This is a genomic window from Streptomyces sp. NPDC111802, assembly GCF_055634335.1.
Genome location: NZ_JBVKCZ010000089.1, coordinates 1 through 12,629 on the forward strand (window position 1 = coordinate 1; position 12,629 = coordinate 12,629).

Below are 12,629 nucleotides of genomic sequence, written 5' to 3' on the forward strand. Positions count from 1 at the left end.
CGCCCACAACCTGACACCAGCATGGTCCCCACCCATGACCACACCAACGAGCGAACTGGCCAGCAGTCACGGCAAGCACCGTTGCAGTACTAGGCCGTTTCCTCTGGATCACCTCGCTGACCAAATGAAGATGGCGGCGAGGTGCAGTCCGGCGAGGTAGATGGTGGCGGTCTTGTCGTAGCGAGTGGCCAGGCCGCGCCACTGTTTGAGCTTGTTGATGCACCGCTCGACGGTGTTCCGTTGCTTGTATGCCTCGCGGTCGAACGCCGGTGGCCTGCCACCGCGGCTGCCGAGACGTTTGCGGTTGGCGGCCTGGTCGGCGGGCTGCGGGATCACCGCCCGAATCCCGCGCCGGCGCAGGTGAGAACGGATCGCGCGGGACGAGTACTACTAGCCGTCCGTCTGCGGCCTCAGGCTGCGGAACCCCAGCCAGCACGTTCCGCAGCCCGGCAGCGTCGATCCGTCCGCGGTTCAGCACGTCGTACATCGCTCCGTGCCCACGCTGGCCGCGTAGCCAGCCGATCTGTGATCAACGCGTCGGCCGCGTGGACGTCCTGCAGCCCGGGCCGGGTGGGCCGGGGCTGGCCGGCGAGCGGGTGCTTCGCAGTCCAACGGCGCCCACGCGGGGGCGAAAGCGTTGGCAGTCACCGGATCGCGAAACCGAGCAGGGCTTCCCTGGTGCGGCCTTCGCAGTCGGACCGGCTGGATACGAAGTGGTCAGGGCGGACCCGGGTGGTGTAGCAGCGGTAGAGCGGCACCGACCCTGGCTTCCGGCTGGTGTAGATGTGGCCGACAGGTCCCATGGGGAATTGGCCTTTGCACCTGGGGTCCCGGGTGAGCATGGTGTGACTGCCCACTTTGCACTCGTAGAGCATGACTGTACCGGGCCGCTGGTCGCGGAACAGCTTCCAGGTCTGCTCGGTGGTGAATCCGGGCGGCAGCAGCCGGGAGGAGGCGACGTGGCCCCGGTTAGGGTTGTAGCCGCGACGCAGCACCGTGTAAGGCAGGTTCTCGAAACCGCAGGACAGTTAGGCGGGGAAGATGTCGTTGCGGTTGGCCAGGGCCCAGACCCGCCAGGCGGGCTTGGCCGAGCGCCACGTCTGCGAAGACCGAAGTTGAGACCGCTCTCGAGGTTAGGGTCGTTCCGCATCCGGTGGTAGAGGTAGCTTTCGATGCCCGGGGTGCCAAGCACGTTGCGGAAGCTGCGGCACACCGCGTCGGCCTGGGCCCTCTCGTTACTCCACGGGCCACCGGAGTTGATCCCGCTCTCGGTGAGCTGGACGGTCCAGGCCGGGGGCTTGTTGGGGAAGCGCTGGCGTAGCCAGCCCAGCAGGATGCCGATGTTGCCGTAGTCGACCACGGGGTAGTCGTCTGCGCTGAAGCTGGGGGAGAACAGGTTGGGTGGGTAGGGGTGGTAGGCGACCCGCCATTTGCGTGAACCCGCCCGGGTGTTCAGGCCCTCCAGTACCGTCATGCCGGACAATGCCGCGTTGTGGGCGCCCGGCCGGTCGAACCTCCTACCGAAGCCGGGGGCTAGCGAGGTCAGCACCTTGGCGGTGGGCTGCTCGGCGATGATGCGGTCGTAGGCAGCGTTGTAGTTCGCCGCGATGCGGTTGAGCCTTACGTGGGTGTCGCAGGGTTTGCCCTGGCCGCAGCCGATATCGAACCAGGCGTTGGTGTTGACCTCGTTGTCGATCACGAAGTCGGCGATCCTGCCGTGCCCGTGGCGCCCGTCGTAGCGCTGGGCCAGCATGCCGGCGAACCGTCCGAAGTCGGCCGGGTTGTTCGGCACGCAGAAGACATCCATCCAGGGTCGGACGGGTAAGCAGGGGCGTCCCGCACGGGCCCAGTTCGGGGTGCCATGGGCACCTGCCGTGACCACCAGGCCGCGGTCGGTCCAGTCTTTGATAGCCGAGTCAACCTTGGCCTGGATGACGAAGCAGTGGCCGTCATACTCCTGCTCGTTGGCAGCGCACGGAGCAGCCTTGACACGCGGCTCCCACCGTGCCCAGACCAGGCCCATGCCCGCGCCGCCAGCGTTGTTGCCCACGATATCGGCCTTGTTGGGCCACCAGTCGGCGGACCCCGTGATGCCTTTGATCCGGTAGTCCGTCCTGGTGGGGTAGGGCAGCGGAGACGCTTCGGTCGGGACGGCAGTCGAGGTAGGCGTGGGCAGAATGAGGCTGAGCGCGAGTAATAACACCGCGGCGAGCCGCCACTGCGACCTGTCCATGATCCTCCCCAAATCCTCTTCCTGTGATTGAGTCCGCCCGGTGCCGCCGTATTCGTCATCGACGTCGGCTCGTCGGCCTCCCGAGCGTTCTGATGATCATCTGTCAGAAGGGCGGGCGACGCGTGTTGTGAAGCCTGGCTCTGCAGGGACCGTCACATTGAGTTGGACCCGTGAGCTTCGGCCGGGCGATGCATCACCTGCCTGCCCTTCGGTGACTACACCATCACGGCGGTCAAACGCAGCGGAATCTACTTCCAACTCGACGCACTACTGATCCGGGCGGGACCGGGACCCAGCAGGCTGCTCAAACCGGCTGGCAGCCGTCCGGCACCTGGAACCAGTAGGCCAGGAGGCCGTCGGCCTTCACCGCTATCGATTGGCCGCGTGGGCCAGGGCGCGGTAGCCGGTGTCAGTCGTACGGTGCGTACGGTGCCTGTTATGGGCAGGGGCGGTGCTCCCCGGCTGAGGCTGGTCGTGGTCGCGGATGACCGTGATGTCGGCCCGCGGTTGTGCCGTGGGTGCGGTGGTCCGCTGATGCCGCAGGCGAGGGCGACGGCGGTGTTCTGTTCTTCGGCTTGTCGTTCGCGGCACTGGCGCCGACTGCAGCGCGCGAGGGCGAGGACTGAGGCGGTCCATGTGGCCCGGGCGGCGAACTGCCCTGAGCGCGGCGCCGGTTGGACGGTCGGGGTGGACCATCCTGCCTCGGAAAGGTATTGCTCTCCCCGCTGCCGCAAACGGGCCTGGCACAGGCGGCACAGGAATCGGGTCTGCAAAGCGAGCGGCTCTGTTCCATAGTCGGTGGTGACGGCTGGTGACGGGTGTCGTTCACGTTGTATGCGAGACATCAACTCCCTTGTAGCAACGGTGTTTTCAGGGCTCTCGGCGCTGGTCATCGAGGATGTGGCGGACGACGGCGAGATGATCCGGGTCTTGGCCCGGACCCGGGATGTTCCCTTTCCCTGCCCGATGTGCGGGGTCCCGACGGGGAAGGTGCACGGATACCACGTCCGGACCGTTGCGGATGTGCCGGTCGATGGCCGCCGGGTCGTGGTCAACGTCCAGGTACGACGTCTGGTCTGCCCGGCCCTGGGCTGTCGGCGGCAGACCTTCCGCGAGCAAGTCCCTGGGCTGACCGAGCGACTTCAGCGCCGCACCACGCGTCTGACCAGCCAGGTCTCGGGCGTAGTTAAGGAGTTATGCGAGGCCATTCGGATGTTCGCCGAGGACGTGGGCCTGGCCTACACGACCGTGCGCAGCTATAGGTGGGTGTCCTCGCGCTGGCCGAAGGAGCGCCGGAGGGCGGACGTCTCGCACACCATCCACAAGGTCCTGGCCAGCATCCCCGATGAGCAGGAGCGGTTTGAGGCGGTCAACAACCTCCCGCCCAGCCCGCGCGGTGGCCCTGCGAGGTGGACGCACGACAGCGCGAAGCGGGTGGTGGGCTGGAAGGTCGATTCCCCGGAGAGGGTCGAGGCCATCCATGATCTGGCCGCCGACGACGCGGTCGCCTCGGTGGTGACCACCGACTTCCTGCGCCGTCCAGCGGTCGCGTCCCCCGAGCAGAACACCCGGTCCAGGACGTTCCGGACTCCGGACAGCTGGCCGTCAGGCCGGCTTCGGTCCTTGCCCGCGCTCGCCGTATCACCTGCCAGTGCCGCGAGCAGAACACCGCCGCCGCCTTCGTCGCCGACATCAGTGAACCAGGACACGCAGTGAAGGCCCGGCGAATACCGGGCCTTCACCTGTGAGTAGCGGGGACAGGATTTGAACCTGCGACCTCTGGGTTATGAGCCCAGCGAGCTACCGAGCTGCTCCACCCCGCGTCGTAGGGTGAACTATACGGCATCGATCCGGCTGGGCCGAATCGACTTTCGCCCGGGTGTCTCATCCCATGGGATCCAATGCGGTCCATGGGCAGCAGTCGGTTGCCTCGTGATGATCCGACGACTCAGCCGGTTCACGCCTCGAACTCGGTGAGATCGATAGTGTGAACGTGCAGCGGATAGCCGTACACCGGATGTACCGTCGCGCGCTCCGGCACCAAGCCGAGCTTGCGGATGATGTTCTCGGAGGCGTTGTCACCGGCCCGGTTGATGCTGATGACGCGATCAAGGCCACGGTCCTGGAGCGCGAACTCCAGCGTGGCCTGGGCGGCCTCGGACGCGTATCCCTGGCCCCAGAACTGTGAGCCGAGCCGCCAGCTGATCGCCACGGCGGGCAGTACCTCCGGCAGGAACTCGGGCACGGACAGCCCTGTGAAGCCGGCCAGTTCGCCCGAGGCCAGCAGCTCGACGGCGAAGAGGCCGAAGCCCTCCTCATTCCAGTCCTCCTCCCACCGCTCGATGTCCTCGGCCGTGTGCTCCAGGTCGCGCACCGCGCCGTCGTCGATCCAGTGCATGACCTGCGGGTCCGCATTGATGTCCGCCAGAGGCGAGAGGTCGTCGTCATGCCAGCGACGGAGCAGGAGGCGGGGCGTGCGGATCTCGGTCATGGTCCCATCCTGCCGAAGGCAAGAGCCCCATCGGTAATCGGCGCTCGCGTGGCCGGCGTCGCCGTGGTCAGCGCGGGCTTCGAACACGTGGTGGTTGGAGATGAGGTCCCACAGGTTGGAGTAATGCTGAGCAGGGACGTCATGAGGAAGTGAGCGTCCCGTAGTCCGTAGCGCAGGCGTGTTTCGCTGTGGTGGGCTCGTTCAAGGTCTACGTCGGAGTGCAGGGCAACGATGGTGGCGTCGCCGTCAGGCCCCCCTGGGGTGGCGCTGTCACCTCGACGCCCTGAAGGCTCTGTTCGGGATGGTCCTCGATCGTTTTGATCAGGATGCAAGGGAAATGCCCTGATCACAGCCTTGCGCAACACGCTTTAGGCCTGCGATGCGGCGGCCTGTCGACCGCGGTCCCAAGACAGGGCTCCATCCGTCGGTGCCGGCCAGGTACTTCTGGGCGGTGCAGTTGGCGTCCTCGGCGGCGGTCAGCTTCGGTGCGTTCGCCCCGGCGCCGACTCCGAGGCCGGTGTTGTTGTACTCCTTGAACCGGCTCACGAACAGGGGTATCCGGGGACCATGTGGTCCAGAGCTGGGTGTCGTTGATGGCGCCGGGGATCACGCTGTCACGGATCACGCCCCTGGGCCAAGCCTCCGGGACGTTGCGCCACGGCCGGCGCAGGTATATCGAGCGGGTCAGCCCGTCGGTCGTGATGTTGCAAACCGAGGGCCACGGACCGGTACTGACCGCCCGAAGGGCTGGCTCCTACTGATCTTTGCGAGGTGTTGTCTGTCGGTGTGCGAAGCTGTGCTCACGTTGCCCGAACCTAGGAAGGTCACCATGACTACAGAGTCTCCACGGCAAGAAGGTTCGGAGCCTGCCGAGTCCGAGAGCCCTGTCCTGGCGCCCGACGAGGACGGCCAGTATGAGCTGAAGGACAAGTTTCGGGAGGCCCTGGCGCGCAAGCGCGCCAATCAGGAGGTCGCGGCTGCCCTGTCTGCGAACACCGGCGCATCGAAAGTTCGAGGCTCGCACGGCCCCGCTGCCAGTCAGCGGTCGTTCCGGCGAAAGAGCGGCGGCTGAGTTGCTCCTTGGTTCCTCCCGTCGCAGCGGGAGGAACGCCTGCTGAGCTGACGCGGTGGTGGCCTCGATCGACCACTCCGAGGTGGAGGGACTGTTCCGCCCTCGTATGGCTCCACACCGCCCGTAGCGCCGCCCGGCCGCGGCCTTTGGGACATCTCGTCGATCACCGAGGGCGTATAGATCCTGCAAGAGGCCTTCGTCCGCGACCGACTGGGCAGGTTCCAAGCCCATGTCGCCATCGCGGCCCTCCACGCCGACGCACCACCGCCGATCAGACCGAGTGGGTACAGATCGTCGAGTGGCACAACGAGCTCACCAGCCTTACCTGCAGCCGGGTCGCCCGCCTCAACCGTGCGGTGACCGTAGTCGACGACCGCGGTGAGTCCGGTCCCAGTGACACAGCCGTCGACGAAGCCGGGCGGAGCTGGAGGTGCACGCCCTGGCGGAGGATGGCCACGAGTTCCAGCGCACCGTCCGGCGTGTCAGCGGCAACACTCTCACCCTCGATGTTCCTCTCCCTCAGGCGCTCGAGAGCAAATACACCATGCCACGGTATGGAAGTACCAGTTCCCGGGCCTCATCCGGGAAGCGGGCCTGGAAGATCTCACCGGAAGCGGCCAGGCATTCGAGTCCAACCCGTCATGGCGGACCGACGGGTACTTCGACTCGAAGCTGGTCAGCGTAGACAACGCCGAGAACTCGTGGGTGCGCTCGGTCACGGCAACGCGCTTCGGCCAGGCGTTCTCCTTCGGCACCGGGGCACTGCACAGCACCATCCTGGACACCCAGTCTCTGGATGTGTCCGTTCCGCACAAGGTCCAGGCGACACCGGTCGCCTACTCCATCTCCGGCCAGCAGACACTGATTCAGAACTGCAGAGTCAAAGGCACCAATGTGCAGGCCTGGGCCACTATGTCCCGCGTTCCGGGACCCAACGTAGTCACCAACTGCACGGCCATCAACATCGGTTCAGGAGTGCTGCTCGCGGGGCCGCACCATCGCTGGGCGACAGGCATGCCACTGGCACCCTCGCCGTCGAGGACCGCCGGTGGATGGGCACCGGGCACGGCTGGGCCGGGGCTAGCAATGTACTCTGGAACTGCTCGGTGGGCACCTACGACGTGGAGAAGCCACCGACCGCATACAACTGGGCGATCGGCTGCACCGGACGACAAGCGCCACCGCCCCCCGACCGCAATCCGGGCCAATTCCAGTCTCCCGGCACACACGTGCAGCCCGAGAGCCTCTACCACCAACAACTCAAAGAACGACAAACAGCAGCCCTCCAGAAGCCGGAGGGATGACCGCGTCGAACCCGGAGCACCAAGCGCATCGCTGGCGGCAACTGCGGCGCCCCTGGCCTGTTGGAGTCCATGATGATCAGCCTGCCGGAGATCGCCAGGCAGACGGGACTGGACCGCAGGTACGTCTCAGCTCCCCGTCGGGCCATCTCCCGCCGGTCATCGGACGGGCCGTCCCGGGCCAGAGTGATTGATGAGTTCGCGCCGCTGATCGACTCGATACTGTGGCGGAAATCCTAGTGAAGACTGCCATCATTCACTATCGGCTGGTGCTGCTTACGTTCTCCATGCCGCGTGGGCGCACACTGGCCGCGCTCATCAACCGGTGGGCCTCAACCCCCGAGCACTGGCGGCGCGGCGTGGAGGCCGCCGTCCTATGCGCCCGCGGTGCTGGCAACCTCAAGGTACGGTTCACCTACCGCGTCCCGTCCGGCCCAAGGCGGTGGAGACGGGGTAACCAGCCTTGCTGGCCAACTCCCCTATCGTTGCGACGAACCAGCCGACGCCAGTAGCTTCTACTCCCGCGGGGACATGGACTGGGACCGCGTCGCACAACTGGACAAACATCCCGCGCAAGGCTCGCATGGATCGTTCCGATTCCACGGGCGAGGTCACCCCAGTCCCCCTACCCGCAGCAGGCCGGACCGCTGGGATTCACGGACCTCTAAACAGAGCCAGATTCAAAGATCTCCCTTACAGACCGCCGGTTTCTGGATATGCGTCGGTCCCGTCAGAGGCGGACGCCGCAAGCTGAGACTCGCCGAGATCAACGCACTGGACCATGCGAGTTGCTGCCTGGCGGGCCCCGGCAGCCTCGCTTGCGTTTCCTATGCGTAAAGCGGATGGACGAAGAAAAGCGAGACAAACAACGTATGGGTACTCCGTCCCGGGGCAAGCGAAGTTGGTAGGCACGGTGACGACCCGCCCTGCCGCCGTGACGGACCGGCCGATGGTAGGAGATCAGGATGACACGCCAAAGTGATCCGCATCGCTCCCCAGGCCGCGGTTCGAGTCGAGGTGCCGTGAATCTCGGGTTCAACTACCCGGAGGATCTGCTTCACGCCCAGGTGGAACTGGATCAGATCAACGATGAGCTGAGGGAACTCTTCGAAAGCCGCCGCCCACCCGCCGACTCTGAGGGTCCCTGGGGAGAGATGGGTGGTGCTGGGCGTCGTACGCCTCAGCAGCCGTCGCGCGGTCAGGCTCGCCAGTATGCTGCGCGGGTCGCTCGGCTCAGAGCGCGTAGCGCCGAACTGATCGGTGAGATCACCGGCCACCATTTCTGGCTCGAGCTCGAGCCCACCGACGCGTCTGCAGCGTGGACTGCGTTCCAAGACCGCCGGGCCCACAGGTACTTCGGCGAGGTTGCAGGGTGAACGAACGCGCGCCTGGCCGAAAAATTATGGCACGCACTGCGTTTAGCGGACAGCGAGACGGAAAACCACCCCTAGGACTGGTTGTGCGGCCCGACCGGCACGCCTGCCCCGAGCTGCCTGTGCGACTGAGTGTGCGCCCAGCGCGCTCAGCGTCGTGATCACTGTTGCGCGTACGGGGTGCTCGACCTGTGAGGAGCTGCGGGCCTTGGGCCTTTCCGTGACGGAGTGAAGCGTGAATGGAACGCACCCCTAATGTTCGTCTGCAGTCGCTCGTACAGGCGGCGGGCTGGAGTCCCGCGCAGTTCGCCCGCTCACTGCGTGCGGTGGCGGCCGAGCAAGGTCTCAATGTGGCGTACGGGTCCTACACGGTGCGGCGCTGGCTGCTAGGCACGCGGCCCAGGCCGCCTGCGCCCGCTCTCGTGCTGGAGAGTCTGTCACGCCGATTGGACAGGCGCCTCACGGCGTATGAGGCTGGCTTCAGCGACGTGCCCGTGACGGTCGTGGATCCTTCGTGGGAGGCCGAGCCGTTGCACAAACTCAACAAGCTCACGCGGGTTGAACTCAATCCGGCCCATCCGCCGCAGTTCGATCAACACGGCTTCAGCCCGGCGGCCCTGATCTTGCCCGATCAGATCACCTCGTCCTCCCGCTCCGGGCTGTGGCCAGAGCCTGGAGTCCAGGCCCTGCCTTCAGGGACAATCGCAGCTGAGGGCATACGCGACATGACCAAGCTGTTCCATAGCGCGGCGGAAGAACACGGCGGACAGCACGTACGCACCGCCCTGGCCGCCTTTCTCGCCCGCCGGGCCCTGCCTCCTTTATCAGTGCGGATGCACGACTCCACACGGCGCGAGTTGCTCTCGGCAACCGCACAACTGACCCTGCTACTGGCCACCATGTGTGCCGACAGCGGGCAAGATCGCACCGCCCAGCACTATCACCAGGTCGCGGCCCGGCTCTCAGCTGATGCCGGCGATTCCGCCACACTCGCCATCGTCCTGCGCCGCATGGCCACCCACGCATACGACCTCGGCTACCACAGCTCGGCTGTCCTCAACCTTGCCGAGCAGGCAGCCTTTCACGCCCGTCACGCCTCGCCCGCCGTTCAGGCCTATACTCAGAGCCACGTTGCAGTGGTACAGGCCCATCATTCCCAACACGCTGCCCTGGCCGCCTTGGCCCGCGCGGAATCCGCATACTCAGAGGCGGATTCCGTCTCCGGCCCCTTCACCTCCTACCCACCAGGTGCCCTGCACTACCAGCGCGCCCGGACCCTGACCGCCCTCGGTGATCATCCGGCCGCCGTCCGCGCGCTGACCGCATCTATGCGCCTGCGTACACCAGCCGAGTACCGCGCTACCGTCCTGACCCGAGCACACCTCGCCAAAACGCTTCTGCGTCTGGGTCACCTCGACGAGGCCCTACGTCACTGGCAGGCATTCCTGGCCACCTACTCCACTCTTCACTCCAGCCGCGCTGCACGCGAGCTCCGCACGCTCCGCGAACAGTTGCGGCCCCACCAGCGCCACCCACAAGCCGCTGCCCTGCTGGCCCAGTCGATGCTCTTCCCTGATGAGGAACTCTGACACGACGAGTCCCTCACATCCCTTGCTGCTCCACAGCATCTGCGTGCCGTCGGCCGCACTTGCGTCGCGTGGGCACCGCATCCGGTGCTGGGCCCGGCAAAGGCACAGGCCTGCATCCACATACCCGCTGGCATCAGCCAGCCCGGCGCTGACGTGCCGTCGAGCATGCACCACCAACCTGGCGTTGGGGTCCGTGCCGAGCCCACGTCACCGTTCCTGCCCGGCTTGGCCTTCGCCTCATGCGCCCCGCCCGCGGTCAACGCTCAGTCCACCTCAAGTTCTGCCACTCCGGCAGAGTTGTAAGTGGGCGTTAAGTCCGATCGTCGTTGGTTGGTGATCGCTCGATCATGGTACTGGTCGCCATGCGGACCACCCTTTGAAAATGTCTATGTCGAGATGTCCGGCACGGAGAGGGAGCCGTACCTCAGCGACTTATCGGAGCCGAGTGGGCGTTGATCGAACCGATGATCACCGCCTGGAAGCAGGACCGGGTGGCTCGGTCAGCGACCGCGGAACCTGGAGCCTGCGAGAGGTCGTAAACGCGATCTTCTATCAGAACCGGGGCTGTCAGTGGCGCTATCTTCCCCATAACTTCCCGGCCTGGTCGGCAGTGTTCCACTACTTCGGCCTGTGGCGCGAGGACGGTCTTGACCAGCGGATCCAGGAACTCCTGCGCTGCCAGGTGCGGGAGAGAGCCCGGCGATTAGAGGACCCGTCCCTCTGGTCATCGACACCCAGTCGTCTGCGCGGCAGCCAGCGTCCCGAAGACCACGACGGGACCGGACGCCAACAAGAAGGTGTCGGTCCGCAAGCGGGGGCTGGCCGTGTATGTGATGGGGCTGATTATCGGCGTCGTCGTGTTGGCCACGTCCGCCCACGACAACGCCGCCGGCACCGCTCTGCTCGACCAGGCCGCCGAGCGATGGGGACACCGCCTGGAGAAGGCCCTGGTGGACCAGGGCTTCAAGGACGAAGTCGCCATCCACGGCGTGATGTCGACATCACCGTCGACGTCGTCCGCCGCAACCCCGCCGAGCAGGGCAAAGGCTTCGTCCCGCAGCCGAAGCGGTGGGTGGTGGAGCAGACGAACGGCACCCTGCTCCTGCACCGGTGCCTCGCCCGTGAGTACGACTACCAACCAGACACCTCGGCCTCGCGCGTCTACTGGGCCTCCATCGCGAACATGACTCGCCGCCTCACCACCCCAAGTCCAGCCTGGCGCGACACTCTCGGACTGGACCGCATGAACGTCAACGAACTCCTGGCAGACCTCCAGGCCCAGCACCACGAGACCACCGCCCGGGCCGGTGAACTCACGACCCGATAGAGCACTTGACTTGACCCCGCCCTGGCCAAAGCCGAAGGACGGCTTGCCGATCCGGCCACTGCCCGAAAGGTCATCGCAGAAGTCGCACTGGCAAGGCCCGAATCCGAACCGCCTGAGTTGACCACCACCTACCAGGTCATCGTGAACGCCTTCAACACTCACCCCGATCAGGCGTTCCGGGTCCGTGATCTACACCAACTCCTCGGCATGCGCACCGACGACCCGGCCATGAACGTCACCCGCAGCTGCCTTGGACGCCTCACCCGTCAAGGCTTCCTCACTCAACCCGCACGCGGTCTACCAGAAACGGACTTAACGTCGCACTTCGCAGACTGGGACGGCCGCCACTCTCGCCTGATCAACCCGAACACCCACGAGTCGGATACCTCGCCGTTCACCACGCAGTCTTCCCGCAACGTCCCTTCACGCACGAATCCGTTCTTCTCCAGAACCCGGGCAGATGCCACGTTGCGCGTATCGGTCTCGGCCTGAACTCGATTCAGGTCCAGCGTGTCGAACGCCCACTGCAGCAAGGCGTGTGCAGCCTCCGTCGCATAGCCGTGGCCCCACACCGCCTCATCGAGGACATAGCCCAACGACGCGCTGCGGTAGTCCGGGTTCCATCCGGTCAGACCGCACCAGCCGACGAAGGCCCCATCAGAAGCACGGTCGATGGCCACCCGCGCCCCGGTGCCTTCGTCCGCCATCTTCCGGCACATCGCAATGAAGCGCTCGGCGCGGGCCCGTTCCGTCCACGGCGGGGAGTCCCAGTAGCGCATCACGTAGGTGCTGCTGTGCAGTGCGAAGAGGGGGTCCGCGTCGGCGTCGGTGAAGGCGCGCAGTCGCAGGCGAGCGGTGTGCAGCGTGGGGGTGGCCAAAGTCATGCGGACCATCTTGTGTCCTCACAGGGCGGGCAGAAAACCGAATATCCGATCCCGGTCCGGCCCTCACGACCAAGGCACCGCCTACCAGCAGATCGTGCTGCCTTCGACCAGCACCCCCGACCAGACATTCAGGGTCTGCGAACGGCACGACTGCTCGGCCTGCCCACCGACGGCCCAGACATAAGCGTCGCCCGCAGCCGCCCCGGACACCAAGACTTCCCTCACCCAACCGCGCAAGGCCACTACTAGAAACGGACTTAACGACCTCTAAGAGGGCGTTTAGGAACGTCTTGTGTGCATAAGTCGCTTGTGTGGCCTGATCGGTTCGAGTAGTTACACTCGATCAATACCTATTTGCG

7 protein-coding genes, 1 tRNA gene and 6 pseudogenes are annotated in these 12,629 nt (G+C 65.8%); 7 read left to right on the forward strand and 7 right to left on the reverse strand.

Translation table 11 applies throughout. The features are described from left to right. Positions 1-108 precede the first annotated feature (108 nt). The 3 genes and pseudogenes from ACZ7NC_RS42600 to ACZ7NC_RS42610 form a co-directional block, all read right to left on the reverse strand. A pseudogene (locus ACZ7NC_RS42600) lies at positions 109-387 on the reverse strand (transposase); the annotation flags it as partial. Between the two features lie 257 nt (positions 388-644). Beyond that, complete coding sequence (locus ACZ7NC_RS42605) at positions 645-995, reverse strand: hypothetical protein (protein WP_471497253.1); 351 nt, start codon at positions 993-995, stop codon at positions 645-647. Between the two features lie 164 nt (positions 996-1,159). Beyond that, positions 1,160-2,233, reverse strand: a pseudogene (locus tag ACZ7NC_RS42610) (DUF5722 domain-containing protein); the annotation flags it as partial. Positions 2,234-3,067: 834 nt separating this feature from the next. On the opposite strand from ACZ7NC_RS42610, the pseudogene ACZ7NC_RS42615 reads away from it, so the two are divergent. Beyond that, positions 3,068-3,433, forward strand: a pseudogene (locus ACZ7NC_RS42615) (transposase family protein); the annotation flags it as partial. A 90-nt stretch (positions 3,434-3,523) separates the two neighbouring features. After that, positions 3,524-3,949 (forward strand): annotated as a pseudogene (locus tag ACZ7NC_RS42620) (DUF6192 family protein); the annotation flags it as partial. 33 nt (positions 3,950-3,982) lie between these two features. On the opposite strand, the gene ACZ7NC_RS42625 reads toward ACZ7NC_RS42620, so the two are convergent. From ACZ7NC_RS42625 to ACZ7NC_RS42635, 3 genes are all read right to left on the reverse strand, one after another. Beyond that, positions 3,983-4,056, reverse strand: a tRNA-Met gene (locus ACZ7NC_RS42625). A 134-nt stretch (positions 4,057-4,190) separates the two neighbouring features. Further along, complete coding sequence (locus ACZ7NC_RS42630) at positions 4,191-4,724, reverse strand: GNAT family N-acetyltransferase (RefSeq protein WP_471497243.1); 534 nt, start codon at positions 4,722-4,724, stop codon at positions 4,191-4,193. Between the two features lie 321 nt (positions 4,725-5,045). After that, positions 5,046-5,270, reverse strand: a complete 225-nt coding sequence (locus ACZ7NC_RS42635; protein ID WP_471497245.1) for a hypothetical protein — start codon at positions 5,268-5,270, stop codon at positions 5,046-5,048. 283 nt (positions 5,271-5,553) lie between these two features. On the opposite strand from ACZ7NC_RS42635, the gene ACZ7NC_RS42640 reads away from it, so the two are divergent. From ACZ7NC_RS42640 to ACZ7NC_RS42660, 5 genes and pseudogenes are all read left to right on the forward strand, one after another. Next, complete coding sequence (locus ACZ7NC_RS42640) at positions 5,554-5,796, forward strand: DUF5302 domain-containing protein (RefSeq protein WP_471497247.1); 243 nt, start codon at positions 5,554-5,556, stop codon at positions 5,794-5,796. 102 nt (positions 5,797-5,898) lie between these two features. Next, positions 5,899-6,176 (forward strand): annotated as a pseudogene (locus tag ACZ7NC_RS42645) (RNA polymerase subunit sigma-24); the annotation flags it as partial. Positions 6,177-8,709: 2,533 nt separating this feature from the next. After that, the gene (locus ACZ7NC_RS42650; protein WP_471497249.1) at positions 8,710-10,059 is read left to right on the forward strand and encodes a tetratricopeptide repeat protein; all 1,350 of its coding nucleotides are present in this window, start codon (positions 8,710-8,712) and stop codon (positions 10,057-10,059) included. Positions 10,060-10,447: 388 nt separating this feature from the next. Further along, positions 10,448-10,660 (forward strand): annotated as a pseudogene (locus ACZ7NC_RS42655) (transposase); the annotation flags it as partial. Positions 10,661-11,131: 471 nt separating this feature from the next. Further along, positions 11,132-11,386 carry a hypothetical protein gene (locus ACZ7NC_RS42660; protein WP_471497255.1) on the forward strand — a complete coding sequence of 85 codons (255 nt, stop codon included), beginning with the start codon at positions 11,132-11,134 and terminating at the stop codon, positions 11,384-11,386. Positions 11,387-11,667: 281 nt separating this feature from the next. On the opposite strand, the gene ACZ7NC_RS42665 is transcribed toward ACZ7NC_RS42660, so the two are convergent. Next, positions 11,668-12,270: a GNAT family N-acetyltransferase gene (locus ACZ7NC_RS42665; RefSeq protein ID WP_471497251.1), complete on the reverse strand. Its 603-nt coding sequence runs from the start codon at positions 12,268-12,270 to the stop codon at positions 11,668-11,670. Positions 12,271-12,629 lie beyond the last annotated feature (359 nt).